The sequence below is a fragment of the Streptomyces sp. NPDC002566 genome (genome assembly GCF_042889585.1).
GTDB lineage: Bacteria > Actinomycetota > Actinomycetes > Streptomycetales > Streptomycetaceae > Streptomyces.
On sequence record NZ_JBIARD010000004.1, the window covers coordinates 22395 to 48792 of the forward strand.

Below are 26398 nucleotides of genomic sequence, written 5' to 3' on the forward strand. Positions count from 1 at the left end.
ATGCGCCGGGGGTCGGGGTTGTTAAATTCCGGGATGGGCCTTGACGTGTAGAGGCCGGCTTGGCTGGGGGGTGGGTTGGGCGGGGGGGGGGGGGGGGGGGGGGGGGGGGGGGGTTGGAGCGAGCGCTCCTCCGCCCCGTCCTGGCGGCTCAGCCTGCCAAGATCACCCCTGCGGCGCGAGCCGTCAGAAGCACTCCATCTTGGGGTCGGCGCCGAGACGCATCGACAGCCCGCTGAGCTTGAACGTTCCGGCGGTGGTCGCCCACGCCGTCTGCTCGACGTTCGAGAGGTCGGCCGACTCGGCCTGCTGAGCGAAGCCGCCCGGCAGCACGCTCTCGCCCTCCTTGACGGCGGGGCCACGGGTCTTGTCCTTGACCGCGACACCGATGTCGATCTTGTTGAACGTCGCGTCGGCGTCGAGCTGGGCGACGTCGATGTAGAGGTTCTCGGCGGTGACCGGCTTCTTCGGGTCCCTGCCCGCGTCAAGACGCAGGTAGAACGTCTTGTTGATGACCGGGATCGTCGTCTTGACCGACTGGCACATGTTCGTGATCTTGGCGGTCTCGAACGAGGAGACCGCGACCGGAACCTGCGTCTTGGACTTGCCCTCGACCGACGTGTAGACGCTGTCGATGCCGCCGTACTGGGCGAATCCGTCACCGTGCAGGGTCTCGGCCGAGACCTTGAACTGCTGACCGGAGACGCTGAACGAGGCCGCGAGTGCGCCCTGCGCCAGACCGACGCCCACACACGCTGCCGCGGCGACGCTGGGCACCATGACCACAGCGAACCGCTTCCATCTGGTCCCGCCACGCACCTGGGACTCCATATTTCCTCCTTCTCGGACGTACATCTCCTGGCTCCGGCTCGCCTCCGATGCGGCGGCTCGGCCGGGCAGGGATGGGAGAAGCACTACGTCCTCGGGAAGGGGAGCGCCCGAACCCGAAGGGCGCGAACCGCGCTCCGAATCACCGGCGATCACCCCCGAGCGACACATCGGTCGCGCCTGACACGCATCACGCACAACCCTGCTGGACAGGCTTCACCGAGCGGCGAAGACCCCCCTGTCCAAGAGCCGACGCCACTGTCGCCGGCTCTGCTCGGTGGGGACCCAGGGGACCCGTCGCCCCAACCGGCTGTCGGGGTACGGAATTGGACCGAGCGTGGCCGATCGTGGTGCATTCTGGCCGCCCGCACAAGGGGGTTCGTTACCGGCTAGTAACGGCCGGATAACCGAACAACGACCCACAGGTCTCGGCCCACGACGCTGGGTGGCAATCATGCCCAGGACAAAACTATTGATCGCTGGACAGAATCCGACAGATCCACGCCTCTGCTTTACTCGCAGTAACAGCGGCCGCGATTACCAAGATTTGGTAAAACGCGGCCGGAGGGGCATCCGTTCGCCAGAATTTTCACTCCGGCATCACAGGCCCCGGCGTTTAGCGACTGGTCAGCGCCGGGGCCAGGGGCTCAGAACAGGGCGCGCGCCAGAGCCCTGCGCGCCGTCGCCACCCGCGGGTCCTCGGGGCCCACGACCTCGAACAGCTCCAGCAGCCGCAGCCGTACGGCGTCCCGCTCCTCACCGGCCGTGCGCCGCACGGTGTCGATGAGCCGGCCGAACGCGTCGTCGACATGACCGCCCACCAGATCCAGGTCGGCTGCGGCGATCTGGGCCGTCGCGTCCTGCGGCTTCTCGGCGGCCTCCTTGCGCACGGCCTGCGGGTCCATGCCCTGCACGCGCTGGAGCAACTCGGCCTGCGCGAGGCCGAGCTTGGCCTCGGTGTTGCCCGGGTCGTCGGCCAGCACGTTCTGGTAGGCGCGCACCGCGCCGCCCAAGTCGCCCGCGTCCAGCGCCTGTACGGCGGCCTCCAGCAGGGCGTCGTACGGACCGGCCGGCGCCTCGGCGGCCTCGGTGGGCTCGCCGGGCCGGGCGTCGGGGTCGACGGTGAGGCCGGTGAGACCGAAGCGCTGCTCGGCGACGGCCACCAACTGGTCGAGCGTCTGGCGGATCTGAGCCTCCGGGGCGGCCCCCTGGAAGAGCGGCAGCGCCTGTCCCGCGACGACGGCGAAGACGGCCGGGATGCCCTGCACCCCGAACTGCTGCATCAGCATCTGGTTGGCGTCGACGTCGATCTTCGCGAGCAGGAAGCGCCCGGCGTACTCGGCGGCGAGCCGCTCCAGGACGGGGCTCAGCTGCTTGCAGGGCTGGCACCACTCGGCCCAGAAGTCGATGACGACGGGCACCTCGGCGGACCGCTGGATGACGTCGCGCTCGAACCCCGCCTCATCGACCTCGATGACGAGGTCCGCGGGGGACACCGCCCCCGTCCCGCCCTGCCGGGCGGCTTCGGCGCGCGCCTGCTCCGCCTTCGCCTTGGCCTCCTGGGCCGCCTTCACCGCGGCGAGGTCGACGACTCCGCTCATGGACATGTTCCGTGGCTGCATGCGTCTATCCTCCCCCGTTCCCGCGCGTGCGTGAAAACGATCCGCGAATGCGCCGGGGTCCCCACCCCACGCGCCGCGTGATCTCGGCTCGCGGACGTCCACCACGAGCTTTCGCTACGGGTCGTAGCGTAATACCCATGGGGCCGGCGCGGGGGTCGCTTTCCGGTGATCTCCCTCACTGCGAGCGGCACGGAAAGGGGCCGTTATGGTCGAAGCATGCAGAGTCGTTCCCCCGCCGGCCGTGCCGGACGACCGCGCAGCGCGGCCGCGGACGCCGCGATCCTCGCCGCGACCCGGGCGGCGCTGGTCGAACTGGGCTGGTCCAAACTGACGTTGGGGGACGTGGCGACCCGGGCCGGGGTCGCCAAGACGACGCTCTACCGCCGCTGGTCCGGCAAGAACGAACTCGTCGTGGACGCGGTGGCGGAGCTCTTCGGCGAACTGCGGCTCCCCGACCGCGGCAGTCTGGCCGCCGACATCGAGGGCGTGGTCCTGCAGTTCGCGGCGATCCTGGCCCGCCCGGAGGCCAGGAGCGGCCTGATGGCGGTGGTGGCGGAATCCACCCGTGACGAGGCGCTGCGCGCCCGTGTCCGCTCCTCGATCGTCGACCCGCAGAAGGACCTGGTCCTGGAGGGCCGGGCGCGTGCTCAGAGACGCGGCGAACTACCCCCGGAGACGGACCCGCTGGAGGCGGCCCGCACGGTGGACCTCATCTTCGACGTGGTGGCGGGCGCGGTGGTGCACCGCACCCTCGTGAGCGACGAACCGGCGGACGAGGAGTGGGTGCGGAGCTTCACGAGGGTCCTGCTGCTGGGACTGACGTCGGCTTCCAGCCCGTCCGGCGTGTGAGGACGGGCAGGGGAGGCGGGGGCGAGCGCCGGGCGTACGCCCCCGCCTCCCGTGTCAGAACCCGGCGGGCTCGGTGTACACCCCCCACTCCTCGCGCAGCACGTCGCAGATCTCGCCCAGCGTCGCCTCCGCGCGTACCGCGTCGAGCATCGGGGCGATCATGTTGCCGCCGTTCCGGGCGGCCGCGAGCATCTTGTCGAGGGCGTCGCGCACGGCGGCGTCGTCCCGCGCGGTGCGGCGCTGGGCGAGCACCCGCACCTGCTCCCGCTCCACCTCGTGGCTGACGCGCAGGATCTCCAGGTCCCCGGTCACCGAGCCGGTGTGGGCGTTGACGCCGACGACCCGCTTCTCCCCCTTCTCCAGCGCCTGCTGGTAGCGGAAGGCGGACTCGGCGATCTCCCCGGTGAACCACCCGTCCTCGATGCCGCGCAGGATGCCGGACGTCACCGGGCCGATGGGGTGCCGCCCGTCGGGGTGGGCCCGCAGGCCCCGCTCCTTGATCCGCTCGAAGATCGCCTCGGCGTCGGCCTCGATCCGGTCGGTCAGCTGCTCGACGTACCACGAACCGCCCAGCGGGTCCGCGACGTTGGCGACGCCGGTCTCCTCCATCAGCACCTGCTGTGTGCGCAGGGCGATCTCCGCGGCCTGCTCGCTCGGCAGCGCGAGGGTCTCGTCGAGGGCGTTGGTGTGCAGCGAGTTGGTGCCGCCGAGCACCGCGGCGAGCGCCTCCACCGCCGTACGCACGACGTTGTTGTACGGCTGCTGGGCCGTCAGGGAGACGCCGGCGGTCTGGGTGTGGAAGCGCAGCCACTGCGCCTTCTCGCTCTTCGCGCCGTAGACGTCCCGCATCCAGCGGGCCCAGATCCGGCGTGCGGCGCGGAACTTGGCGATCTCCTCGAAGAAGTCGACGTGGGCGTCGAAGAAGAAGGACAGGCCCGGGGCGAAGACGTCGACGTCGAGCCCGCGGCTGAGTCCGAGCTCGACGTAGCCGAAGCCGTCGGCGAGCGTGTACGCCAGTTCCTGCGCGGCCGTCGCTCCGGCCTCGCGGATGTGGTAGCCGGAGACGGACAGCGGCTTGTAGGCGGGGATGCCGGACGCGCAGTACTCCATCAGGTCGCCGATGAGGCGCAGGTGCGGCTCGGGCGGGAAGAGCCACTCCTTCTGCGCGATGTACTCCTTGAAGATGTCGGTCTGGAGCGTGCCGTTCAGGACGGACGGGTCGACGCCCTGCCGCTCGGCGGCCACCAGGTACATGCAGAAGACGGGGACGGCGGGCCCGCTGATCGTCATGGAGGTGGTGACGTCCCCGAGGGGGATGTCCTTGAACAGCACCTCCATGTCGGCGGCGGAGTCGATGGCGACCCCGCAGTGCCCGACCTCGCCGAGCGAGCGCCGGTCGTCGGAGTCGCGGCCCATGAGGGTCGGCATGTCGAAGGCGACCGAAAGGCCCCCGCCGCCGTTGGCGAGGATCATCTTGTAGCGCTCGTTGGTCTGCTCGGCGTTGCCGAACCCGGCGAACTGCCGGATGGTCCACGTCCGCCCGCGGTATCCGGTCGGGTACAGCCCTCGGGTGAAGGGGTACTCCCCGGGCCACCCGATCCGTTCGAACCCGGCGTAGGCGTCACCGGGCCGCGGCCCGTACACGGGCTCCACGGGATCGCCGGAGAGCGTGGTGAAGTCGGCCTCCCGCTTGCGCGAGGCGTCGTAGCGGGCCTGCCAGCGTCGGCGGCCTTCCTCGATGGCGTCAGCGTCCATGCTTCGAATTTACTAGGACGTCCTAGTAAATGTCGATGGGAGACCGCCGTACGCGTGCCGTACGGCGGTGACGGCCGGGCGCGGGGCGGCCGGCTCAGGCCTTCGCCGTCGCCGGAGCACCCTGGGCGACCTTGCCCTCCAGCTCGTGGCTGACCTTGCGCTCCACGAAGAAGGCGGCCGCGGGGATCGTGCCCGCCAGCAGCACCCAGAGCTGCTTCTTCACCGGCCACTTCGCCTTGGAGCCCAGGTCGAAGGCGAAGACCAGGTAGAGGATGTACAGCCAGCCGTGGGCGATGCCCACCACGCGTGTGAAGCTCTCCGCGCCGTCCATCGACAACAGGTACTTGGCGATCACGCCGAGGGTCAGCAGGACCAGCAGTACACCGGTGACGTAGGCCATGACGCGGTAGCGGGTCAGCACGCTTCGTTTCATGCGAACGAGCGTAACCACCCGTTCGTGGAGATCTTGCCCGGGGTCATTCCTCGTCGAAGTCGTGGGCCGCGATGCGCAGGGGGCGTAGGAGGGCGAAGATCTCGGCGCATTCCTCCGCGTCGTAGACGCCCAGGCCGAAGTCCATCGCCATCAGGTCGTGGGTGGCGGCGTCGACGACCTCGCGGCCCTTGTCGGTGATGGAGGCGAGGGTGCCGCGGCCGTCGTTGGGGTTGGGGCGCTTGGCCACCAGACCCGATCTCACCAGGCGGTCCACGGTGTTCGTGACCGACGTGGGGTGGACCATCAGCCGCTCGCCGATCTTCGACATGGGCAGCTCGCCCGCCTTGGAGAAGGTGAGCAGCACCAGCGCCTCGTACCGCGCGAAGGTCAGCCCGTACGGCTTGACCACCGCGTCCACCTCGGCGAGCAGGATCTGGTGGGCGCGCATGACGGAGGTGATCGCGGCCATGGACGGCACGTTTCCCCAGCGCTGCTTCCAGAGCTCGTCCGCGCGGGCGATGGGGTCGAAGGGGAGGCTGAGCGGCTTCGGCACGGCACCAGACCCTACCCGTCGGTCATATGGCGGTCAGCCCCGTCTCGGCCCTCGGTACCCCGGACACGCCGGGCCTCCCACGCCAGCGCGGCGCAGCACACCGCCCCGAGCGCGCCCGCGCCGGTGACCGCAGCCGTCACCCCCGCGAACTCGGCCGCCACTCCCGCGAGCGCCATCCCGACGCCCTGCACCGTCATCAGCCCGGCGGTCAGCAGCGTCATGGCCCGCCCCCGCAGCTCCTCCGGAACCCCCCGCACCAGCCACTGGTCGAGGCCGAGGGTGTACGCCGACCCGGCTCCGGCGAGCGCCGTCAGCAGGAGGGAGAGGGGCAGCCCGGGCGCCAGGGCGTAGCCCAGGTACGGCAGAAGGGTGAGGCAGACCAGCGGGAGGACGATCCGCTCACGGGTCGCCGGCCGCAGGCGCGCCCCCGCGTACAGCTCGCCGGCGATGGTCCCGACGGGCAGTGCGCACATCAGCAGGCCGAGGCCGACCGGTCCCGCACCGAGTTCGTCGGCGTACGGCGCGGCCAGCGCCTCCGGTGCGACGATGAACATCGGCGGCACCCAGAACAGCAGCATCAGGACGCGCACCCGGCGGTCGGCGAGGATCCGCCGGGCGCCTTTGAGGGAGTCCGTGACGAGGGCGCCGTCCGCCCGGGTCCGGGCGGGCCTGCGGCGGGTGCCCAGGCGCAGCAGGGCGGCGGAGGCGAGGAAGGTGCCGACGGTGACCAGCAGCGCCCGGCGCGGGGAGACCGCGGTGAGGAGCAGTCCGCCGAGGCCGTAGCCGGCGAGGAGGGCGCTCTGCGAGGTGATCCTCAGCAGGGAGCGGCCCAGGACGAACAGGTCGCCGTCGCCGAGGACGTCGGCGAGCGTGGCCATCCGGGTCCCCGCGAACACGGGCGAGACGACGGCGAGGCAGCAGCGCAGGCCGAGGAGGACGGCGAGGGGCGCGCCGGGCGCGGCCATCGGCGCGACGCACGCCGCGCACACCAGGTCGCACACCACGAGGACCCGGCGGGCCGGGTAGCGGTCGGCGATCCCGGCGAGCAGGGTGCCGCCGACGACGTACGGCAGGAAGCCCAGGGCGAAGGCGAGCGCGCTCATCAGAGGTGAGCCGGTCAGGTCGTAGACGAGGACGGAGAGGGCGATCTCGGCGACGACCACGCCGAGCAGGGACAGCAGATGGGCGGCGAAGACGGCGCGGAACTCGCGCACGGCGAGGACCCGGGCGTAGCCGGGGGGCCGGGCGGCGACGGCCGTGAGCTGTTCGGGCATGGGCGGCAGCGTGCCCGTGACGCGCGCGGCGGCCTAGAGTTTCGGATACAGCCGAATCTTCGAGGGGGGCGCCCGTGCCGTCACGTCTGCATTTCGGGGAGGACGACTTCCTGCGCTGCCGCTTCGCGGTGTCCCCGCTGTGGGAGACGCAGGACGCCGTGCGCACCCTGAAGCGGCCCGACCGGCACGGGTACCACGCGCCCTGGCTGCGCCGGATCCGGGAGGCGGCCGAGGGGCTCGACCTGACCGGGCTGTGGCTGCTGATGCCCCGCCGCGGCCACTCCCCCGACTGGCTGAGCCCGCCGCCCGCCGGCCCGACGGCCACCTTCGAGGAGGAGATCGCGCGGGTCCGCGCGGCGGACCCGGGGGCCGCGCGCGAGGATTCGGCCCGCTCGCTCGCGGACACCCCGGGCGCGCTGGAGCATCCACTGGCCCGTGCCTGGCTCGCCCACCCCGAACGGATGATCCGGGACCTCGCCGACCTGCTGGAACAGGTCTGGCACACCCTCCTCGCGCCGGACTGGCCACGGCTGCGGGCCCTGCTGGAGGCGGACGTCACCTTCCACTCGCGGCGGCTCGCCGAGGTCGGCCTCGGCGGGCTGCTGCCGGAGATCCACCGGCGGTGCGGCTGGCGGTCCGGCACCCTCACCGTGGCGTCCGACGGCGAGTACGAGCGGCATCTGGGCGGGCGGGGGCTGGTGCTGATGCCCAGCGTGTTCGCGTGGCCGGACGTGATCAGTTCCTTCGACCCGCCCTGGCAGCCGACCCTGGTCTACCCGGCGCGCGGCATCGCCGGCCTGTGGGCCGACCCCGCCGGCCGCTCCCCCGACGCGCTCGTACGGCTCCTGGGGCGGGGCCGGGCCGCCGTCCTCACCGCGCTCGACGACCCGGCGACCACGACCGCGCTCGCCCACCGCCTCGGCCTCGCACCGTCCTCGGTCTCCGCCCAGCTGACGGTCCTGCGCGACGCCGGTCTGCTGGTCTCCCGCCGGTACGGTCACCAGGTGCTGTACGAGCGGACGCCGCTCGGGATGGCGCTGGCGTCGGGCGGTGCGTGAACGCGGCCGGCCGCGCCCGCTCAGTACAGGGCGCGCAGGCCGAGGACGTCCCCCCGGCCGAGGGTGCGGGCGCCCGTGCTGCACGCGAAGGAGTTGGTGAACATGGTCTGCCCCTCGTGCCCGGGGCCGACGTGGGCCAGGCCGAAGACGTGTCCCGCCTCGTGCGTGGCGACGCTGCGGATGTCGTAGGCGTTGGAGCAGTCGCCGCCGGGGTTGTCGGTGAAGACGTAGTCGCCGGTGTTGAAGCGGACGTCGGCCTCCTTCAGCCAGTCCGGGCCGCGGGGCACCGGGCGGCTCCAGGAGCAGGTGGTCGCGACGACTCCGCTGGTGAGGTCGCCCGCGTCCCAGACGCTCACCCCGTCGCGCGCGGTGCAGCGGGCCTGGGGGTCGATGTCGGCCTCGTGGTGGGTCACCGTCCAGTACCTGGAGCGCGCCGCGACCGCGTCACCGTATCCGCAGTCGTTGCGGGTGCCGGTGATCGCGCTGATGGAGTCCTCGAAGGCGCGGCGGGCCTGGGCCGGAGTGAGACCGCCTGGCAGGGGGCCGTCGCCGATCCACCAGTCGTAGGTGCCGTACTCCTTGTGGTCGGCGACGGCGTAGGCGCTGTCGGCGCACGCGGCGCGCGCGGAGGCGGGGGGTCGCTTGCCCGGCCGGGCGGAGGCGGACAGGCCGCGTTCCCCGGCCTCGCCGTGGGCCGTCAGGTCGTACGACACCGTCCCGTCGGCGGCGACCTCCAGGGTGAAGCCGTGGCGTGAGCCGTCCGTCGTCAGGGCGTCCACGCCGACCTTGGTGCCCGGTTCGGGGACGGTGACGCCGGCGCCCTCGTGGGTGACGAGACGTCCGACGGCGTCGCAGTCCAGCACGGAGGAGCCGGCGGGCAGGTCGTCGACGGTCAGGACCCCGTCGGCGAGCACGCACCGGTCGCTCGCGCGCGGGGGTGTGCCCCCGGCGCTCACCACCGCTCCCGACACCGCCAGAACCAGCGCCGCGCTGATGCGGCCCACCAGTTGCGGCCCGTGACGACCTGTCACTTCGCCTCCGCCCGAAGGTCCGCCACGCGGGCGGAACTTGATCGATTCCCGGAGAGGTTAGCCGTCCGAAGCGAGCTGAAAACCATCTATATGTCACCCGTCCGAGCGATCGCTCGGACGGGTGCACGGCGACTTGTGGGCGGGGTGGGCACCGGGGTCGACCGGCTGCGACGTCGGCCGCGGCGGCGCTGTCCGGTGGCGGCGGCGAGCGGAAGGGTGTACGCGGCCGGGCCGATCGGGGCAACGGTCAGGGCCCCCGGCCCGGCGGATCGCGGAGAAACGTCACTCCTCCGGCTGGCGTCGCTCCCCCGGGTGGGTCAGATGCCGCTCCACCGTTTCCACCTTGGACGTCAGCCCGTCCGTCACCCCGGGGCGGATGTCCGCCTTGAGGACCAGGGAGACGCGCGGCGCCCGCTTCTCGACGGCGGCGACGGCGCGCCTGACGACGTCCATGACCTCGTCCCACTCACCCTCGATGGACGTGAACATGGCGTCCGTACGGTGGGGCAGACCCGACTCGCGGACCACCCGGACGGCGTCGGCGACGTACTCGCCGACCTCCTCGCCCACGCCGAGCGGGGTGACGGAGAAGGCGACGATCACGACGCCTCCACCACGCCCTCACGCCGGGCGCGGGAGGCGATGACCGCATCCTCGGCCTCGCGGCGGAGCTTGCGCTCCGCGAAGAAGCCGCCGGTGGGCAGGACGGACAGGACGAAATAGACGGCGGCGGTACCGACGGACCACTTCGCGCGGTTCCAGGCGTCCGCCCAGAAGATCACGTACAGGACGAACAGCACGCCGTGAACCATGCCCATGACGGGCACCGCGTTGAACTCCGTGGTCCGCTTCAGCACCGAGCACACGAGCAGCAGCAGGAAGGAGATGGCCTCGGGCGCGGATACCAGGCGCAGTCGGCGCAGGGCGGAGGCTGTCTTGAGGTCCACGGGTCACCTTCGGTGGGGTCGCGTCGGGAATCGGGGCCGCTTGTGAACGCACGCACAAGCGCCCGCCCATTGTGGCAAACGCGAGGGGCGCAGCGGGAGCGGGGTCCCGGACGGACCGTTGCGGGGAATCACCGCGCGGATCCCTTAGGGGGACGATCAGGGATGATCTCCACCCTCGGGACCTGTCGGCCGGGGCTTCGGGAGGCTACCTTCGCTGCGTGGCGATGTTTCGACTTCAGGGCAGCAAGGTGCTCGCCGTCGACATGACCGGGGACGCCGTGAAGGCGAAGAACGGCTCCATGGTCGCGTACGACGGACAGATGGCCTTCAAGAAGATGAGCGGCGGCGGCGAGGGACTGCGGGGGATGGTGACCCGCAGGCTCACCGGCGAGCAGATGACGGTGATGGAGGTGAGGGGGCAGGGCACGTGCTGGTTCGCCGACCGCGCGTCGGAGATCAACCTCGTGCGGCTCAACGGCGACAAGCTGTACGTCGAGTCGAGCAACCTGCTCGCGACGGACGGGGGGCTGCGGACGGGCACGAGCTTCACCGGGCTGCGTGGCGCGTCCCAGGGCAACGGCCTGTTCACGACGACCGTCGAGGGGCACGGGCAGGCGGCGATCACCTCGGACGGTCCGGCGGTGGTGCTGCGGGTCAGCCCCCAGTACCCGCTGACCGTCGACCCGGGGGCGTACGTCGCGCACCAGGGTGACGTACGGCAGTCCTTCCAGTCCGGGGTGACGTTCCGCACGTTCCTCGGCGAGGGCGGCGGTGAGGCGTTCCAGATCAGGTTCGAGGGGGACGGGCTCGTGTACGTGCAGCCGAGCGAGCGGAACACGATCGCGGGGGACGTGTGACATGCCCTTCCGCGAGATCAACTCCAAAATGGTCGAGGCGACGGTGCTGCCGGGGCAGCGGCTGTTCAGTCAGCGCGGCGCGATGCTCGCCTACAAGGGCGAGGTGTCCTTCACGCCCAACATGCAGGGCGGGCAGGGCGGGGTGATGTCGATGCTCGGGCGCCGGCTGGCGAACGAGGACACCCCGCTGATGTCGGTGGAGGGCAGCGGCACGGTCCTGTTCGGGCACGGCGGCCACCACGTCCAGGTCATCAACCTCACCGGCGACACCCTGTACGTGGAGGCGGACCGCCTGCTCGCCTTCGAGGGCACGCTCCAGCAGGGCACGATGTTCATGGGCTCGCAGGGCGGCGTCATGGGCATGGTGCGCGGCCAGGTCAGCGGGCAGGGCCTGTTCACCACGACCCTCAAGGGCCACGGCTCGGTGGCCGTGATGGCGCACGGCGGGGTCTTCGAGGTCCCCATCACCCCGCAGCGCCCGGTGCACGTCGACCCGCAGGCCTACGTCGCCCACCACGGCGACGTGCGCAACAAGCTGTCGACGGCGTTGGGCTGGCGGGACATGGTGGGCCGGGGCTCGGGCGAGGCGTTCCAGCTGGAGCTGAGCGGCAACGGCGCGGTGTACGTGCAGGCATCGGAGGAGAAGCTGTGACCGCCTACCCCGGCGCGGGTCCCCACGGGGCGGGCCCCGTGGTCCTCGACCCGATGACGCTGCCCGTCGACGACAACGTCAACGCGTACACCTTCTGCGTGGAGCTCAAGGGGAGCCAGTGGTTCCTGCAGAAGGGGAAGATGATCGCCTACTACGGCTCGATGGAGTTCAACGGCGTCGGGCACGGCGGGCTGGACCGTCTGGTGCGGACCTCGTTCCATTCGCCTCTGCACGCGAGCGACTGGGTCGTGGCGCAGGGCTCGGGCAAGATGCTGCTGGCCGACCGGGCCTTCGATGTGAACTCCTACGACCTGGACAACGGCAACCTGACCATTCGCGCGGGCAATCTGCTCGCTTTTCAGCCAAGTCTGTCGCTGAAGCAGTCGATCGTGCCGGGCTTCCTCACATTGATCGGAACCGGAAAGTTCGTGGCCGCGTCGAACGGACCGGTGGTGTTCATGGAACCGCCCATCCGGGTGGACCCCCAGGCGCTCGTCGGCTGGGCCGACTGCCCCTCGCCCTGCCACCACTACGACCACGGGTACATGACCGGCGTGATGGGCGGTCTACGTGCGCTGACGGGCCTGGGCGGGGCATCCGGGGAGGAGCACCAGTTCGAGTTCGTGGGCGCCGGGACGGTGCTGCTCCAGTCGTCGGAGACCCTCATGGCGGAGCAGGCCACGGGTGCGGTTCCGCACGAGCCTGGGGTCCCCGGCGGGGGCTACGCGGGCGGGCACGGCGGTGCTCAGGGCGGCCAGCCCGGGGTACCGCGCCTTCCCGGACAGCTGGGAGACCTCCAGCGTCGCTTCGGGCTGTGAGCGGTAGTCTGCGGAGTGTGACGTCGAACGCGTGCACGCCGTCACACCACCCTCACTAGTTCGCCTTTCAACATTTTAGGTAGACTTCACTTATGGAGACCGAAACGGCCACGCGCTGGCTGACCGATGCGGAGCAGTGCGCCTGGCGCACCCACCTGGAGGTCAACAGGCTGTTGACGTACCAGCTCGAAAAGGACCTGCAGCCGTTCGGCCTGACCATGAACGACTACGAGATCCTGGTGAACCTCTCCGAGTCGGAGGACGTCCGGATGCGGATGAGCGACCTCGCCTCCGCCACCCTCCAGTCGAAGAGCCGCCTGTCGCACCAGATCACCCGGATGGAGAACGCCGACCTGGTGCGCCGGGAGAACTGCGAGTCCGACCGCCGCGGTCTGTACGCGGTGCTCACCGAGCACGGCATGGAGACGATGCGGAAGGTGGCGCCCCACCACGTGGCGTCCGTACGGCGGCACTTCATCGACCTCCTCCCCCCGGAGGCCCTCGGGGAGCTCGACCGGGCCCTGAAGCCCGTAGCGGACCACCTCCGCGGCGAGCGGGGCCGTCCCTAGCGCCGCGCGCGCACCACACGCCCTCAGGCGGCCGGCAGGCGGAGCTCGAACAGGGCTCCGCCTGCCGGCGCCTGCCTGACCGTGAGCGTGCCGCCGTGCCGTTCGGCCACGTCACGGGCGATGGCCAGGCCCAGCCCCGCGCCGCCCTCGTCCCGGGTGCGGGCCGCGTCCAGCCGGACGAACCGCTCGAAGACGCGCTCACGGTCCGCCTCGGGCACCCCGTCCCCGTCGTCGGCGACCGCGACGAGCGCCCACCGCCCGTCCGGCCCGTTCTCCCGCCGCACCGACACGGCGACCTCCTCCCGGGCGTGCCGCCGCGCGTTGTCGAGCAGGTTGGCCAGCACCCGCCCCAGCTGCCCCCGCGATCCGGCCACCTCCACCGGCTCAGCGTCCACCCCCACCCCCGCCCGCTGAGCCGTCGCCTCCCGCACCAGCGCCGCCAGGTCCACCCGGGCATCAGCGGGCCGCTCCCCCGCGTCCAGCCGGGCGAGCAGCAGCAGGTCGGCGGCCAGGTCCTGAAGCCGTACGGTGTCCTCGACCGCGCCCGGCACGTCCAGCAACTCGGGGTGGGCGGCGCCCACTTCGAGCTGGGTGCGCAAGGAGGCGATGGGGCTGCGAAGTTCGTGGGAGGCGTCGGCGACGAACCGGCGCTGGCGCTCCACCGCGGTCTGAAGTGCCGTCAGCGTCTCGTTCGTCGTGCGGGCGAGCCGGGCGACCTCGTCGTGGGTGTCCGGCTCGGGCACGCGGCGGGCGAGGTCCGCGGAGGCGGTGATGGCGGCCATCTCGCGCCGGATCCCCTCGACCGGCCGCAGCGCCCGCCGGGTGACCAGCCAGGTCACGCCCGCCACGACCGCCAGCAGCAGCGGGAAGCCGATCAGCATGACGGTGAGCGCGGTGCCGACCGCGCTGTGCTCACTGGACAGGGGCGCGCCGGCGTGCACGGCCAGGGCGCCCCGGTCGTCGGTGTCGACGGAGACCGAGGCGAAGCGGTAGTCGGCGGTGTCGCCGTCCACGGTGGCGGAGCCGTCGCGGAAGGCGGTGTCCTCGCCGATCTCACCGGGCCGCGGCACCGAGGAGGCGTCGCCGCCACCGTCGGCGCTCCCGTCCCCGCCCCCGTCGGCGTCATCGTCGTCGTCCGGGGTGGGGGCCGCCTGGCCCGCCTGTGCCGTCGCCCGGGCCGCGCCCGGCGCCGGGCGCACCGCGTCCGTCCCGGTCCCGCTGATCCGTTCCAGGCCCTCCGTGGCCGCGACCAGGGTGCCGTCCTCGGTGACGACCTGGACGGGCCGGTCCTCGTCGTCGAGGGACAGCCGGTCGTAGGCGTGTCCGGCGGCGAGCTCGGCGGCCACCTCGCGGGCGGCGCGGTCCGCCTGGGCGCCGGCCTGGCCGCTCAGACTGGACTCCAGCGCGAGCAGGACCGCCGCCCCGGCGGCGACCAGGGCCACGGCGACGACGAGCGTGGCGCCCAGCGCGGCCCGGGCGCGGACGGAGCCGAGCCGGCGCCTCACCGGCCCTCCCCCGGCGCCCCGGGCGCCACCGGGGCCGCCGGGCCCGACGGCGGTTCCGGCCGCTCCAGCCGGTACCCGGCGCCGCGGACCGTGCGGATCAGACCGGCGCCCAGCTTGCGGCGCAGCGCGCTGACGTACACCTCGACGATGTTGGGGTCGCCGTCGTACGCGAAGTCCCAGACGTGGTCGAGGATCTCGGACTTGGACACCACCGCGCCGGCCCGCACCACCAGCTGCTCCAGGACGGAGAACTCCTTCGCGGTGAGCGCCGCCTCGTCCTGCCCGAGGAAGACCCGGCGGGCCGCGGTGTCCACCCTCAGCTCGCCGAGGACGTGCACGGGCGAGGCCCCGGCGCCCTGGCCGCGGCGGCGCAGCAGCGCCTTCACCCGGGCGACCAGGACGACGTAGGAGAACGGCTTGGTGAGGTAGTCGTCCGCGCCGGTGTCCAGGCCCTCCGCCTCGTCGTACTCGCCGTCCTTGGCGGTGAGCATCAGGATCGGGACGTCGTTCCCGGCGGCGCGCAGGGCGGAGCAGACGCGGTAGCCGTTCAGGCCGGGCAGCATGATGTCGAGGACGACGAGGTCGTACGGCGACTCGCTCGCGCGGTGCAGGCCCTCCAGGCCGTCGTGGACGACGTCCACGGCATAGCCCTCGGCGGTCAGGCCCCTGGCCAGGGACAGGGCGAGCCGCTTCTCGTCCTCGATGATGAGGAGTCGGAAGGGGCGGCGCGCAGCGCCTCGAGCAGGGTGGTGGTGGGCGACGGGCGGGTGCATGCCCGTCAGGGTTTCAGACCGCACCTGAAGCGGTCTTCAGGTGCCTTCAGGTGCCCCTCAGCGTGGGTCGGCGACGGTGGTTCCCGTCAGACAACACACGACCGAAGCTCGGGAGGAACCCGTCATGAAGCGCAAGCTCGTCATCGCCGCCGTCGCCGCGTCCGTCGCGATCGGGGGCGGCACCGCGGTCGCCTTCGCGGACGACGGCGCGCGGGACGCCACGCACGCCGGCGTGAGCGGCACGCAAGCCCCGGCGGACGGGGCTAAGGTCACCGCCGCGCAGGCGATCGCCGCGGCGCTGAAGGCGCAGCCCGGCACGGTGGTCTCCGCCGGTCTCGACGACGACGGGGCCGGCCGCGGCTGGGAGGTCGACGTGCTGGGCGAGGGCACGACGGCCCACACCGTCCTCGTGGACTCCGCCGACGGCCGGATCCTCGGCAAGGAGACCGACGGCGACGACGCCGACGACGTCCCCGAGGTCCGCGCCCTGCTGAAGGACGCCCGGGTCACCGCCGCCGACGCCGCGCGGGCCGCCGCCGGCAAGGGGGCCGTCACCTCGGTCGAGCTGTACGACGACGGCGGGGACGGTCAGGGCGGCTGGGAGGTGGAGACCACGGACGCGGCGGCGAAGGAGCACGACTGGACCGTGGGCCTGAAGACCCCGGAGCTCACGCCGGAGCACGAGACCGACGCCGCCGACGACGCCGACGACCGGGCGGACGGCGACCGGGCGGACGGCGACGACGGCTGACGTACCGCCGTCGGCGGTCGGCGCGCCCCGCACGCCCCCGGCGTAACCCCGGGGCGTGCCGTCACTCCCCCTGCGTCAGCCCCGCCACCAGTTCGTCCGCCGCGCCGTAGGGGTCCAGTTCGCCGGCGACGATGCGGTCCGCGAGGGCGCTCAGGCGGCGGTCGCCGTGGAGGTCGCCGATCCGTTCCCGCAGGGCGGTGACGGCGATGGCCTCGACCTCGTGGGCGGCGCGGGCGCGGCGGCGCTCCGCCAGGACCCCGCGCTCCTCCATCCACGCCCGGTGCTTCTCCAGCGCCTCCACGACCTCGTCGACGCCCTCGGCGCGGGCCGCGACGGTCTTGACGATCGGCGGGCGCCAGTCGCCGGGGCCGCGGGACTCGCCGAGGCCGAGCATGTGGTTCAGCTCGCGGGCGGTCGCGTCGGCGCCGTCCCGGTCGGCCTTGTTGACGACGTACACGTCGCCGATCTCCAGGATGCCCGCCTTGGCGGCCTGGATGCCGTCGCCCATGCCCGGGGCGAGCAGCACGACGGAGGTGTCCGCCTGGGAGGCGATCTCCACCTCGGACTGGCCCACGCCCACCGTCTCGACGAGGACCACGTCGCAGCCGGCCGCGTCCAGCACGCGGATCGCCTGCGGCGCGGCCCAGGCCAGCCCGCCGAGGTGGCCGCGCGTGGCCATCGAGCGGATGTAGACGCCGGGGTCGGAGGCGTGGTCGGACATCCGGACGCGGTCGCCGAGCAGGGCGCCGCCGGAGAAGGGCGAGGACGGGTCGACGGCGAGGACGCCGACCCGCCGGCCCTGCTTGCGGTACGCCGTGACCAGCGCGGAGGTCGACGTGGACTTGCCGACGCCCGGGGAGCCGGTGAGGCCGACGACGTAGGCGTTGCCGGTCAGCGGGGCCAGCGCCGCCATCACCTCCCTGAGCTGCGGAGACGCCCCCTCCACCAGGGAGATCAGCCGGGCGACGGCCCGGGGCCGGCCTTCCCTGGCCTGGGCGACCAGCGAGGAGACGTCCTGCATCACAGCTCCGTTCACGTGTTCCTTACGGGAGAGAACTCAGGCCTTGGGCACCCGCACGATCAGTGCGTCGCCCTGGCCGCCGCCGCCGCACAGCGCGGCCGCGCCGACGCCGCCGCCGCGCCGCTTCAGCTCCAGGGCGAGGTGCAGCACGAGCCGGGCGCCGGACATGCCGATCGGGTGTCCGAGGGCGATGGCGCCGCCGTTGACGTTCACCTTTTCCGTGGAAACGCCGAGGTCGTCCATTGACTGGACGGCGACGGCGGCGAAGGCCTCGTTGATCTCGATGAGGTCGAGGTCGGCGACCTCCAGGCCGTCCTTCTTCAGGGCGTGCAGGATGGCGTTGGACGGCTGGGACTGCAGGGAGTTGTCCGGGCCGGCCACGTTGCCGTGGGCGCCGATCTCGGCGATCCACTCCAGGCCCAGTTCCTGCGCCTTGGCCTTGCTCATCACGACCACGGCGGCGGCGCCGTCGGAGATCTGCGAGGCGGAGCCGGCGGTGATCGTGCCGTCCTTGGCGAAGGCCGGGCGCAGCTTGCCGAGGGACTCCGCGGTGGTCTCGGGGCGGATGCCCTCGTCGTGGCTGAAGAGGACCGGCTCGCCCTTGCGCTGCGGGATCGCCACCGGGGTGATCTCGGCGTCGAACAGCCCGTTCTTCTGGGCGGCCGCGGCGCGCTGGTGGGAGAGGGCGGCGAACTCGTCCTGCGCGGGGCGCTCGATACCGAGGCGGGTGTTGTGCTTCTCGGTGGACTCGCCCATGGCGATGCCCTCGAAGGCGTCGGTCAGCCCGTCGTAGGCCATCGCGTCGAGCATCTCGATGGCGCCGTACTTGAAGCCCTCGCGGGACTTCGGCAGCAGGTGCGGGGCGTTGGTCATGGACTCCTGACCGCCCGCGACGATCACGTCGAACTCACCCGCACGGATCAACTGGTCGGCGAGCGCGATGGCGTCGAGCCCCGACAGACACACCTTGTTGACGGTGAGCGCCGGGACGTTCATCGGGATGCCGGCCTTGACGGCGGCCTGGCGGGCCGGGATCTGGCCCGCGCCCGCCTGGAGCACCTGGCCCATGATCACGTACTGCACCTGGTCGCCTTCGATGCCGGCGCGGTCGAGGGCGGCCTTGATGGCGAAGCCGCCGAGGTCGGCTCCGGAGAAGGACTTCAGCGAGCCCAGCAGCCGTCCCATGGGCGTACGCGCGCCCGCGACGATCACCGAGGTCGTGCCGTTGGAACCTGTCGATCCAGTCATGAGCTGCGATCCCCTTACCGGCCTGCACGGGCCGAGGAGTGAACGAGGGTTTACTTCGAATGTACTGAGCGGTAGTGCGCCCCGTCACCTCGCTGTCGGTGTGATCGCCCGCACGTTGCGCAACCACCTCCGGGACGCTCCACTGACTACATGCTGACGCGAATCGACCACATCGGGATCGCCTGCCACGACCTCGACGCCACCGTCGAGTTCTACCGTTCCACGTACGGCTTCGAAGTGTTCCACTCCGAGGTCAACGAGGAGCAGGGCGTGCGCGAGGCCATGCTCAAGATCAACGAGACGTCCGACGGCGGCGCCACCTACCTCCAGCTCCTGGAACCGACCCGGGAGGACTCCACGGTCGCGAAGTGGCTGGCCAAGAACGGCGAGGGCGTCCACCACATCGCTTTCGGTACGGCGGATGTGGACGCCGACGCGGCGGACATCCGCGACAAGGGCGTACGCGTTCTGTACGAAGAGCCGCGACGTGGCTCCATGGGGTCACGAATCACCTTCCTGCACCCCAAGGATTGCCACGGAGTACTGACAGAACTGGTCACATCGGCCCCAGTTGAGTCCCCTGAGCACTGACCCTCGTACAGAGGGGCCGGTAGGGTTGGGGTCGGTCGCCGCTCTTGACGGGCGACCTACGTCCTGCCGCCTCGGCGGCAGGACCAGCCGGGGTCCGGGTTTCGGGGGACGAGCGTCGGGGCGGCAGCCCGTGCTCCGCCGTTGATCTGACACCATTCCCCGGGGGCCCCGTCCGGCGGATGGACGGAGCTCGTGGAAAAGCTTGCGACCAGGGGACGGATGGGACCGCGCAGTGCGGGGCTACGAGAGCCAGGAGCGGGAACCGGCGGCTGACGTCGACCACCTCACTCGGTTCGAAGCCGAGATGAAACGGCTGAAGACCGAGCGGGAAAAGGCGATCCAGCATGCCGAGGACCTCGGCTACCAGGTCGAGGTGCTGCGCGCCAAGTTGCACGAGGCGCGGCGCACCATCATGTCCCGGCCCGCGTTCGACGGCGGCGACATCGGCTACCAGGCCGAGCAGTTGCTGCGCAACGCGCAGATGCAGGCGGACCAGATCCGTTCCGACGCCGAGCGGGAGCTGAGCCAGGCGAGGGCGCAGACCCAGCGCATCCTCCAGGAGCACGCCGAGCAGGCGGCCCGGCTCCAGGCGGAGCTGCACGCGGAGGCCGTGGCCCGGCGTCAGCAGCTCGACCAGGAGCTCGCCGAGCGCCGGCAGACCGTCGAGTCGCACGTCAACGACAACGTGGCCTGGGCCGAGCAGCTGCGGGCCCGTACCGAGGCGCAGGCCCGCCGGCTGCTGGAGGAGTCCCGCGCCGAGGCCGAGCAGGCCCTGACGGCCGCGCGCGCCGAGGCCGAACGGGTCGCCGAGCAGGCCCGCCAGCGGCTCCAGAGCGAGGCCGAGTCGGCCCGGGCGGAGGCCGAGCAGCTGCTGCTGCGCGCCCGCGCGGACGCCGAACGGCTGCTGAACGCGGCGTCCACGCAGGCCCAGGAGGCCAGCGACCACGCCGAGGCGCTGCGCAGCTCCACGGCGACCGAGTCCGACGCGGCCCGCCGCCAGGCGGGTGAGCTGAGCCGTGCCGCCGAGCAGCGCATGGCCGAGGCGGAGACCGCGCTGCGGGAGGCGCGCGCGGAGGCGGAGAAGCTCGTCACCGAGGCGAAGGCCGCCGCGGAGAAGGCCCTCAGCAGCGCCGAGTCCACCAACGAGCAGCGCACCCGTACGGCGAAGGAGCAGGTCGCCCGGCTGGTCAGCGAGGCAACCAAGGAGGCCGAGACCACCAAGGCGGACGCCGAGCAGATCGTCGCCGACGCCCGCGCCGAGGCGGAGAAGATCCTCGGCGACGCCGCGGAGAAGGCCCGCGCGGTCACCGCCGAGGAGAGCGCGACCCAGCTGTCGAAGGCGGCCAAGACCGCCGAGGACGTCCTGAACAAGGCCCAGGAGGACGCGCGGCGCACCACGAAGGCCGCCGCCGAGGAGGCCGAGCGCATCCGCCGGGAGGCGGAGAGTGAGGCGGACCGGCTGCGCGCCGAGGCGCACGACATCGCCGAGGAGCTGAAGGGCTCCGCGAAGGACGACACCAAGGAGTACCGCGCCAAGACGGTCGAGCTGCAGGAGGAGGCGCGCCGGCTGCGCGGCGAGGCCGAGCAGCTGCGCGCCGACGCGGTCGCCGAGGGCGAGAAGATCCGCGCGGAGGCCCGCCGGGAGGCCGTCCAGCAGATCGAGGAGGCGGCCAGGACCGCCGAGGAGCTGCTGTCCAAGGCGAAGGCCGACGCGGACGAGCTGCGCCAGAAAGCCACGACGGACAGCGAGAAGGTCCGCACGGAGGCCATCGAGCGGGCGACCACGCTGCGCCGGCAGGCCGAGGACACCCTGGAGCGCACCCGCAAGGAGGCCGAGCGGCAGCGCGACGAGGCGGTCGACCTCGCGGAGACGATCACCTCCAACGCCGAGGAGGCCGCGCGCGAGCTGCGCGAGGAGGCCGAGCGGGCGGTCGAGGCCCGGCAGGCCGACGCCGCCGAGGAGCTGGCCCGGCTGCACTCCGAGGCCGAGCAGCGGCTCGCCTCCGCCGAGCAGGCGCTCACCGACGCGCGCGAGGAGGCCTCACGGATCCGCCGGGAGGCCGGCGAGGAGATCGACCGGCTGCGCGGCGAGGCCGCCGAGCGGATCCGTACGCTCCAGCAGCAGGCGGAGACGGAGGCCGAGCGGCTGCGCACCGAGGCCGCGTCCGACGCGTCCGCGTCCCGGGCCGAGGGCGAGGCCGTCGCCGTGCGGCTGCGGTCGGAGGCCGCCGCGGAGGCGGAGCGGCTGAAGACGGAGGCGCAGGAAACCGCCGACCGGGTGCGCGCGGAGGCGCAGGCCGCGGCGGAGCGGCTGGAGACGGAGGCGTCGGAGACGCTGGCCGCCGCCCAGGAGGAGGCCGCCCGGCGTCTGCGGGAGGCCGAGGAGTACCTCGGCGGGGCCCGTCAGGAGGCCGACCAGGAGCGTGAGCGGGCCCGCGAGCAGAGCGAGGAACTGCTGGCGTCGGCGCGCCGCCGGGTGGAGGACGCGCAGGCGGAGGCGGTCCGGCTGGTCGAGGAGGCCGACCGGCGCGCCTCCGAGATGGTGTCGGCGGCCGAGCAGCACGCGCAGCAGGTGCGGGAATCCGTGGCGGGGCTGCACGAGCAGGCCCAGGAGGAGATCACCGGGCTGCGCAGCGCCGCCGAGCACGTGGCGGACCGTACCCGCCGGGAGGCGGAGGAGGAGGCGGACCGGCTCCGCGCCGACGCCTACTCCGAGCGGGAGCGGGCCGCCGAGGACGCGGCCCGGCTGCGGCGCGAGGCGCGCGAGGAGGCGGAGGCCGCCCAGGCGCTGGCCGAGCGGACCGTCGGCGAGGCGATCGCGGAGGCCGAGCGGCTGCGTTCGGAGGCGTCCGCGCACGCCCAGCGGGTGCGCACCGAGGCCTCGGACGCGATCGCCCAGGCCGACCAGGACGCGTCGCGCACCCGGGCGGACGCCCGCGACGACGCCAACCGCATCCGCTCGGACGCGGCGACGCAGGCCGACACGCTCATCACCGAGGCGCGTTCCGAGGCGGAGCGGCTGCAGACGGAGACCCTCGCGGAGGCGGAGCGGCTCCAGGCCGAGACGGCCGCGGAGGCCGAGCGCGTGCGGGCCGAGTCGGTCGCCAAGGCGGAGAAGCTGATCGGGGACGCCACCGACGACGCGGAGCGGCTGCGCGCCGAGGCCGCCGAGACCGTGGGCTCCGCGCAGCAGCAGGCCGAGCGGATCCGGGTGGAGGCCGAGCGCGTCAAGGCGGAGGCCGCGGCGGAGGCCGACCGGTTGATGAGCGTCGCCCGCGAGGAGGCCGACCACACGCTGGACGAGGCCCGCAAGGACGCCAACAAGCGGCGTTCGGAGGCGGCCGAGCAGGTCGACACGCTCATCACGGAGACCACCGCCGAGGCGGACAAGCTGCTCACCGAGGCGCAGCAGCAGGCGCTGAAGACCACCGCGGAGGCGGAGGCGCAGGCCGACACGATGGTCGGCGCGGCCCGCAAGGAGGCCGACCGGCTCGTCGCGGAGGCGACCCGCGAGGGCAACGCGCGGGTGGAGAAGGCCCGTACGGACGCGGACGAACTGCTCGTCGGGGCCCGTCGGGACGCGACCGCCATAAGGGAGCGGGCGGAGGAGCTGCGCGACCGGATCACCACCGAGATCGAGCAGTTGCACGAGCGGGCCCGCCGGGAGGCCGCGGAGACGATGAAGTCGACGGGCGACCGCTGCGACGCGCTGATCAAGGCGGCCGAGGAGCAGCTCGCCAAGGCGCAGGCGAAGGCCAAGGAACTGGTGTCGGAGGCCAACTCGGAGGCGGGCAAGGTCCGTATCGCCGCGGTGAAGAAGGCGGAGGGGCTGCTCAAGGAGGCCGAGCAGAAGAAGGCCACGCTGGTCCGGGAGGCCGAGGAGCTGAAGGCGGAGGCGATCCGCGAGGCGCGGCGCACCGTCGAGGAGGGAAAGCGCGAACTGGAGGTGCTGGTCCGGCGCCGGGAGGACATCAACGCCGAGATCTCCAGGGTGCAGGACGTGCTGGAGGCGCTGGAGTCGTTCGAGGCGCCGTCCTCCGCCAAGGACGGCGGGGTCCGGGCGGGCGCGACGATCGGCGCGCCCCGGTCGGGCGGCAAGCCGTCGGAGGGCTGAGGGCCACCGCGGCACTAGCGGTGCAGGGGGGCCGGGGCCAGTCGACAGGCCGTGGCGCTGCATGAGAATTGCGTTGAGATCTGGGGCCTTTGACCAACTTTTTGGCAAGCCGTCCGGCGGGGAGCCACCCAAAAGGGGTGTCAATCTCCAGATCAAACACGTATCCGCTCGATGACACAGCGCTTCGGCCCCTAGGATTCCACCTATCACCTCACCGGTCTCATTCGACAGGAACCCCATGAGCGACACTTCCCCCTACGGCTTCGAGCTTGTGCGGCGTGGATACGACCGCGCTCAGGTGGACGAACGGATCTCCAAGCTCGTCTCCGACCGTGACAGCGCTCTCACCCGCATCACCGCTCTGGAAAAGCGCATCGAGGAGCTCCACCTCGAGACGCAGCACGCCCAGGCCCAGGTAAGCGACGCAGAGCCGTCGTACGCCGGTCTCGGCGCGCGTGTCGAGAAGATCCTCCGCCTCGCCGAGGAGGAGGCCAAGGATCTGCGCGAGGAAGCCCGTCGCGCGTCCGAGCAGCACCGTGAGCTCGCCGAGTCGGCGGCCCAGCAGGTGCGCAACGACGCGGAGGCGTTCGCCTCGGACCGCAAGGCCAAGGCCGAGGACGAGGGCGTCCGGATCGTCGAGAAGGCCAAGAGCGACGCCGCTCAGCTGCGTCAGGACGCGCAGAAGGACGCGCAGTCCAAGCGCGAGGAGGCCGACGCGCTCTTCGAGGAGACCCGTGCGAAGGCCGCGCAGGCCGCCGCCGACTTCGAGACCAACCTCGCCAAGCGCCGCGAGCAGTCCGAGCGCGACCTGGCGTCCCGTCAGCAGAAGGCCGAGAAGCGCCTCGCGGAGATCGAGCACCGCGCGGAGCAGCTGCGGCTGGAGGCGGAGAAGCTGCGCACGGACGCCGAGCGCCGCGCCCGCCAGACCGTCGAGACGGCGCAGCGCCAGGCCGAGGACATCGTGGCCGACGCCAACGCCAAGGCCGACCGCATCCGTTCGGAATCGGAGCGCGAGCTCGCGGCTCTCACCAACCGCCGCGACTCGATCAACGCCCAGCTGACCAACGTCCGCGAGATGCTGGCCACGCTGACCGGCGCCGCGGTGGCCGCGGCCGGTTCCCCGACCGAGGACGAGCCGGTCTCCCGGGGCGTTCCGGCCCAGCAGTCCCGGTAGTCGCCGGCGGGTCGAGGGGCGGTGGGCGCGAGACCCCACCGCCCCCGCTCATGTGTTGTTGCCGTGGGCGTCGGCCGCCGTTCGCCCGCCGGGTTGGCACAGGCCGTGCGCCGGTCATAGCGTGGCCCGCATGATCGAGCTAGAAGGGCTGACCAAGCGGTACGGCGACAAGGTCGCGGTCGACAACCTCACGTTCACCGTCAGACCGGGCATCGTCACGGGTTTCCTCGGTCCCAACGGCGCGGGGAAGTCCACCACCATGCGGATGATGCTCGGGCTCGACCGTCCGACCTCGGGGGACGTCCGCATCGACGGGCAGCACTACGACCGGCTGAAGGATCCGCTGAAGTACATCGGCGCCCTGCTCGACGCCAAGGGCGTGCACGGCGGGCGCAGCGCCTTCAACCACCTGCTGTGCCTGGCGCAGAGCAACGGCATCCCCGGCTCGCGGGTGCACGAGGTGCTCGACACCGTGGGCCTCACCTCCGTGGCGAAGAAGAAGGCGAAGGGGTTCTCGCTGGGCATGGGGCAGCGGCTCGGGATCGCGGGCGCGCTCCTGGGCGACCCCCGGATCCTGATGTTCGACGAGCCGGTCAACGGGCTCGACCCCGAGGGCATCCACTGGATCCGCAACCTGATGAAGTCGCTGGCGGCGCAGGGCCGGACGGTGTTCGTGTCGTCCCATCTGATGAGCGAGATGGCGCTGACCGCGGATCACCTCGTCGTGATCGGCCAGGGCCGGCTGCTGGCCGACACCTCGATGGCGGACTTCATCGCGCGCAACTCGCGCTCGTACGTGCGGATCCGCACTCCGCAGCGGGAGCGGATGCTCGACGTGCTGCACGAGGCCGGGGTCACCGTCGTCGAGGCCGGCAACGGGTGCCTGGAGGTGGACGGGGACAAGTCCGAGGCCATCGGTGAACTGGCCGCGCGCCACCAGCTCGTGCTGCACGAGCTGAGTCCCCAGCGGGCCTCGCTGGAGGAGGCGTTCATGCAACTGACCGCTCAGTCGGTGGAGTACCACGCGCACACCGACGCGCCGCCCGCACAGCAGCCGCAGCAACCGGGGCAGCAGTGGGGCGACGGATGGAGGAAGGGCTGACATGGCGGCGACCCAGGTCATCCGGTCCGAGTGGACGAAGATCCGCTCCGTCGCGTCCACGCTGTGGACGCTCTCCCTCGCCGCGGTGGTGACGATCGCCCTCGGCATGCTCATCTCGGCGCTGTCCGCGAGCCAGTTCGACGAGATGAGCGCCGGCGACCGGAGCACCTTCGACCCGACGTTCATCAGCTTCGCCGGGATGAGTCTCGGTCAGCTGGCGATGATCGTGTTCGGGGTGCTGGTGGTGTCCAACGAGTACAGCACCGGCATGATCCGCGTCTCGCTGGCGGCGGTGCCGCAGCGCGGGGCCTTCCTGTTCGGCAAGATCTCCGTCGCGGCGGGCCTCGCGCTGGTCGTCGGGCTCGTCACCAGCTTCGTCGCGTTCTTCCTCGGGCAGGCGATGCTCGGCGAGCACAAGGCGTCGATCGGCGACACCGGGGTGCTGCGGGCGGTGATCGGCGGCGGCCTCTACATGACGCTCATCGCGGTCTTCTCCATGGGCGTGGCCGCCATCCTGCGCTCGCCGATGCTGTCGCTGGGCATCCTGATGCCGTTCTTCTTCCTCATCTCCAACATCCTGGGGAACGTCGACGCGACGAAGAAGATCGGCCGGTATCTGCCCGACCAGGCCGGCAGCAAGATCATGCAGGTGGTCCCCTCGACCGGCGACGACGCTCCCTACGGGCCCTGGGGCGGCCTGGCGATCATGGCCGTCTGGGTGGCGGCGGCGCTTCTGGGCGGGTACGTCACCCTCAAGCGACGGGACGCGTGAACCTTTGGGCTTTACTTTGATTTGAGCGGAACCGTCAGCGCCTCGATATCCTCCTAACCCTTACGGGGGGCGTGCGCCCCGCTGTCCTGAACCTGTCGATGGGT

At 72.1% G+C, this 26398-nt stretch carries 25 protein-coding genes; 12 read left to right on the plus strand and 13 right to left on the minus strand.

Translation table 11 applies throughout. The features are described from left to right. Nucleotides 1-183 precede the first annotated feature (183 nt). Both ACFYXA_RS17275 and ACFYXA_RS17280 read right to left on the minus strand, forming a co-directional pair. Nucleotides 184-828, minus strand: coding sequence for a DUF6230 family protein (locus ACFYXA_RS17275; RefSeq protein ID WP_389033495.1), 645 nt, complete (start codon nucleotides 826-828; stop codon nucleotides 184-186). Nucleotides 829-1472: 644 nt separating this feature from the next. Next, nucleotides 1473-2447: a tetratricopeptide repeat protein gene (locus ACFYXA_RS17280; RefSeq protein ID WP_352249185.1), complete on the minus strand. Its 975-nt coding sequence runs from the start codon at nucleotides 2445-2447 to the stop codon at nucleotides 1473-1475. Nucleotides 2448-2663: 216 nt separating this feature from the next. Between ACFYXA_RS17280 and ACFYXA_RS17285 the strand changes: the two genes are divergently transcribed. Next, the gene (locus ACFYXA_RS17285) at nucleotides 2664-3296 is read left to right on the plus strand and encodes a TetR/AcrR family transcriptional regulator (RefSeq protein ID WP_352249188.1); all 633 of its coding nucleotides are present in this window, start codon (nucleotides 2664-2666) and stop codon (nucleotides 3294-3296) included. Between the two features lie 54 nt (nucleotides 3297-3350). On the opposite strand, the gene ACFYXA_RS17290 is transcribed toward ACFYXA_RS17285, so the two are convergent. The 4 genes from ACFYXA_RS17290 to ACFYXA_RS17305 all read right to left on the minus strand — a co-directional run bounded on the left by ACFYXA_RS17290 (nucleotide 3351) and on the right by ACFYXA_RS17305 (nucleotide 7311). Then, a complete protein-coding gene (locus ACFYXA_RS17290) occupies nucleotides 3351-5051 on the minus strand; it encodes a methylmalonyl-CoA mutase family protein (protein ID WP_352249190.1) in 1701 nt (566 codons plus the stop codon). 94 nt (nucleotides 5052-5145) lie between these two features. Then, entirely contained in the window at nucleotides 5146-5484 is a 339-nt protein-coding gene (locus ACFYXA_RS17295; RefSeq protein WP_389033500.1) for a DUF3817 domain-containing protein, read from the minus strand. A 43-nt stretch (nucleotides 5485-5527) separates the two neighbouring features. Beyond that, on the minus strand, nucleotides 5528-6037 hold the full coding sequence (locus ACFYXA_RS17300; protein WP_352249196.1) for a MarR family transcriptional regulator: 510 nt from the start codon (nucleotides 6035-6037) through the stop codon (nucleotides 5528-5530). A gap of 11 nt (nucleotides 6038-6048) precedes the next feature. After that, nucleotides 6049-7311: an MFS transporter gene (locus ACFYXA_RS17305; protein ID WP_389033505.1), complete on the minus strand. Its 1263-nt coding sequence runs from the start codon at nucleotides 7309-7311 to the stop codon at nucleotides 6049-6051. A gap of 74 nt (nucleotides 7312-7385) precedes the next feature. On the opposite strand from ACFYXA_RS17305, the gene ACFYXA_RS17310 reads away from it, so the two are divergent. After that, nucleotides 7386-8369, plus strand: coding sequence for a DUF5937 family protein (locus ACFYXA_RS17310; RefSeq protein ID WP_389033508.1), 984 nt, complete (start codon nucleotides 7386-7388; stop codon nucleotides 8367-8369). A gap of 20 nt (nucleotides 8370-8389) precedes the next feature. Here ACFYXA_RS17310 and ACFYXA_RS17315 read toward each other — a convergent pair whose 3' ends face one another. The 3 genes from ACFYXA_RS17315 to ACFYXA_RS17325 form a co-directional block, all read right to left on the minus strand. Next, nucleotides 8390-9400, minus strand: coding sequence for a matrixin family metalloprotease (locus tag ACFYXA_RS17315; protein WP_352249202.1), 1011 nt, complete (start codon nucleotides 9398-9400; stop codon nucleotides 8390-8392). A 282-nt stretch (nucleotides 9401-9682) separates the two neighbouring features. After that, nucleotides 9683-10003, minus strand: coding sequence for an MTH1187 family thiamine-binding protein (locus tag ACFYXA_RS17320; protein WP_352249204.1), 321 nt, complete (start codon nucleotides 10001-10003; stop codon nucleotides 9683-9685). Then, nucleotides 10000-10347 carry a DUF3817 domain-containing protein gene (locus tag ACFYXA_RS17325; RefSeq protein WP_352249206.1) on the minus strand — a complete coding sequence of 116 codons (348 nt, stop codon included), beginning with the start codon at nucleotides 10345-10347 and terminating at the stop codon, nucleotides 10000-10002. Before ACFYXA_RS17325 ends, ACFYXA_RS17320 begins: the two co-directional genes overlap by 4 nt. 224 nt (nucleotides 10348-10571) lie before the next feature. Here ACFYXA_RS17325 and ACFYXA_RS17330 point away from each other — a divergent pair, with 224 nt between their 5' ends. From ACFYXA_RS17330 to ACFYXA_RS17345, 4 genes are all read left to right on the plus strand, one after another. After that, complete coding sequence (locus tag ACFYXA_RS17330) at nucleotides 10572-11204, plus strand: AIM24 family protein (RefSeq protein ID WP_130443530.1); 633 nt, start codon at nucleotides 10572-10574, stop codon at nucleotides 11202-11204. 1 nt (nucleotide 11205) lies between these two features. Further along, nucleotides 11206-11856, plus strand: a complete 651-nt coding sequence (locus ACFYXA_RS17335) for an AIM24 family protein (RefSeq protein ID WP_351099554.1) — start codon at nucleotides 11206-11208, stop codon at nucleotides 11854-11856. A gap of 53 nt (nucleotides 11857-11909) precedes the next feature. Beyond that, nucleotides 11910-12674, plus strand: coding sequence for an AIM24 family protein (locus ACFYXA_RS17340; protein WP_352249322.1), 765 nt, complete (start codon nucleotides 11910-11912; stop codon nucleotides 12672-12674). 92 nt (nucleotides 12675-12766) lie between these two features. Beyond that, nucleotides 12767-13243, plus strand: coding sequence for a MarR family winged helix-turn-helix transcriptional regulator (locus tag ACFYXA_RS17345; RefSeq protein WP_130443414.1), 477 nt, complete (start codon nucleotides 12767-12769; stop codon nucleotides 13241-13243). A gap of 23 nt (nucleotides 13244-13266) precedes the next feature. On the opposite strand, the gene ACFYXA_RS17350 is transcribed toward ACFYXA_RS17345, so the two are convergent. Together ACFYXA_RS17350 and ACFYXA_RS17355 are read right to left on the minus strand one after the other, a co-directional pair. Continuing rightward, nucleotides 13267-14748, minus strand: coding sequence for an ATP-binding protein (locus ACFYXA_RS17350; RefSeq protein WP_389033515.1), 1482 nt, complete (start codon nucleotides 14746-14748; stop codon nucleotides 13267-13269). Continuing rightward, nucleotides 14745-15521, minus strand: coding sequence for a response regulator transcription factor (locus tag ACFYXA_RS17355; RefSeq protein WP_389033518.1), 777 nt, complete (start codon nucleotides 15519-15521; stop codon nucleotides 14745-14747). The genes ACFYXA_RS17350 and ACFYXA_RS17355 overlap by 4 nt, the downstream gene beginning before the upstream one ends. Nucleotides 15522-15645: 124 nt before the next feature. On the opposite strand from ACFYXA_RS17355, the gene ACFYXA_RS17360 reads away from it, so the two are divergent. Continuing rightward, nucleotides 15646-16272: a PepSY domain-containing protein gene (locus ACFYXA_RS17360; RefSeq protein ID WP_389033521.1), complete on the plus strand. Its 627-nt coding sequence runs from the start codon at nucleotides 15646-15648 to the stop codon at nucleotides 16270-16272. Between the two features lie 61 nt (nucleotides 16273-16333). Here the strand turns inward: ACFYXA_RS17360 and meaB are convergent, their stop codons facing one another. After that, a complete protein-coding gene (gene meaB / locus ACFYXA_RS17365; protein WP_351099628.1) occupies nucleotides 16334-17293 on the minus strand; it encodes a methylmalonyl Co-A mutase-associated GTPase MeaB in 960 nt (319 codons plus the stop codon). 36 nt (nucleotides 17294-17329) lie between these two features. Further along, nucleotides 17330-18541, minus strand: coding sequence for an acetyl-CoA C-acetyltransferase (locus tag ACFYXA_RS17370; protein ID WP_352249215.1), 1212 nt, complete (start codon nucleotides 18539-18541; stop codon nucleotides 17330-17332). A 150-nt stretch (nucleotides 18542-18691) separates the two neighbouring features. Here ACFYXA_RS17370 and mce point away from each other — a divergent pair, with 150 nt between their 5' ends. From mce to ACFYXA_RS17395, 5 genes are all read left to right on the plus strand, one after another. Further along, nucleotides 18692-19132 (plus strand): methylmalonyl-CoA epimerase, encoded by a 441-nt coding sequence (mce, locus tag ACFYXA_RS17375; RefSeq protein ID WP_130443426.1) that lies wholly within the window; start codon nucleotides 18692-18694, stop codon nucleotides 19130-19132. Nucleotides 19133-19364: 232 nt separating this feature from the next. Beyond that, nucleotides 19365-23246, plus strand: coding sequence for a polarized growth protein Scy (gene scy, locus ACFYXA_RS17380; RefSeq protein ID WP_389033526.1), 3882 nt, complete (start codon nucleotides 19365-19367; stop codon nucleotides 23244-23246). Nucleotides 23247-23484: 238 nt separating this feature from the next. Further along, complete coding sequence (locus tag ACFYXA_RS17385; protein WP_130443430.1) at nucleotides 23485-24420, plus strand: cellulose-binding protein; 936 nt, start codon at nucleotides 23485-23487, stop codon at nucleotides 24418-24420. A 130-nt stretch (nucleotides 24421-24550) separates the two neighbouring features. Next, the gene (locus ACFYXA_RS17390) at nucleotides 24551-25522 is read left to right on the plus strand and encodes an ABC transporter ATP-binding protein (protein WP_351099533.1); all 972 of its coding nucleotides are present in this window, start codon (nucleotides 24551-24553) and stop codon (nucleotides 25520-25522) included. A 1-nt stretch (nucleotide 25523) separates the two neighbouring features. Beyond that, the gene (locus ACFYXA_RS17395; RefSeq protein WP_352249220.1) at nucleotides 25524-26294 is read left to right on the plus strand and encodes an ABC transporter permease; all 771 of its coding nucleotides are present in this window, start codon (nucleotides 25524-25526) and stop codon (nucleotides 26292-26294) included. Nucleotides 26295-26398 lie beyond the last annotated feature (104 nt).

Bases quoted from the DNA above. Each gene is read 5' to 3' on its own strand.
- ACFYXA_RS17335 (WP_351099554.1), top strand. From the start codon at position 11,206: ATGCCCTTCCGCGAGATCAACTCCAAAATGGTCGAGGCGACGGTGCTG.
- ACFYXA_RS17390 (WP_351099533.1), top strand. From the start codon at position 24,551: ATGATCGAGCTAGAAGGGCTGACCAAGCGGTACGGCGACAAGGTCGCG.
- ACFYXA_RS17290 (WP_352249190.1), bottom strand. From the start codon at position 5,051: ATGGACGCTGACGCCATCGAGGAAGGCCGCCGACGCTGGCAGGCCCGC.
- ACFYXA_RS17395 (WP_352249220.1), top strand. From the start codon at position 25,524: ATGGCGGCGACCCAGGTCATCCGGTCCGAGTGGACGAAGATCCGCTCC.
- mce (WP_130443426.1), top strand. From the start codon at position 18,692: ATGCTGACGCGAATCGACCACATCGGGATCGCCTGCCACGACCTCGAC.
- meaB (WP_351099628.1), bottom strand. From the start codon at position 17,293: ATGCAGGACGTCTCCTCGCTGGTCGCCCAGGCCAGGGAAGGCCGGCCC.
- ACFYXA_RS17285 (WP_352249188.1), top strand. From the start codon at position 2,664: ATGCAGAGTCGTTCCCCCGCCGGCCGTGCCGGACGACCGCGCAGCGCG.
- ACFYXA_RS17295 (WP_389033500.1), bottom strand. From the start codon at position 5,484: ATGAAACGAAGCGTGCTGACCCGCTACCGCGTCATGGCCTACGTCACC.
- ACFYXA_RS17355 (WP_389033518.1), bottom strand. From the start codon at position 15,521: ATGCACCCGCCCGTCGCCCACCACCACCCTGCTCGAGGCGCTGCGCGC.
- ACFYXA_RS17275 (WP_389033495.1), bottom strand. From the start codon at position 828: ATGGAGTCCCAGGTGCGTGGCGGGACCAGATGGAAGCGGTTCGCTGTG.
- ACFYXA_RS17330 (WP_130443530.1), top strand. From the start codon at position 10,572: ATGTTTCGACTTCAGGGCAGCAAGGTGCTCGCCGTCGACATGACCGGG.
- ACFYXA_RS17360 (WP_389033521.1), top strand. From the start codon at position 15,646: ATGAAGCGCAAGCTCGTCATCGCCGCCGTCGCCGCGTCCGTCGCGATC.
- ACFYXA_RS17385 (WP_130443430.1), top strand. From the start codon at position 23,485: ATGAGCGACACTTCCCCCTACGGCTTCGAGCTTGTGCGGCGTGGATAC.
- ACFYXA_RS17280 (WP_352249185.1), bottom strand. From the start codon at position 2,447: ATGCAGCCACGGAACATGTCCATGAGCGGAGTCGTCGACCTCGCCGCG.
- ACFYXA_RS17305 (WP_389033505.1), bottom strand. From the start codon at position 7,311: ATGCCCGAACAGCTCACGGCCGTCGCCGCCCGGCCCCCCGGCTACGCC.
- ACFYXA_RS17340 (WP_352249322.1), top strand. From the start codon at position 11,910: ATGACGCTGCCCGTCGACGACAACGTCAACGCGTACACCTTCTGCGTG.
- ACFYXA_RS17370 (WP_352249215.1), bottom strand. From the start codon at position 18,541: ATGACTGGATCGACAGGTTCCAACGGCACGACCTCGGTGATCGTCGCG.
- ACFYXA_RS17345 (WP_130443414.1), top strand. From the start codon at position 12,767: ATGGAGACCGAAACGGCCACGCGCTGGCTGACCGATGCGGAGCAGTGC.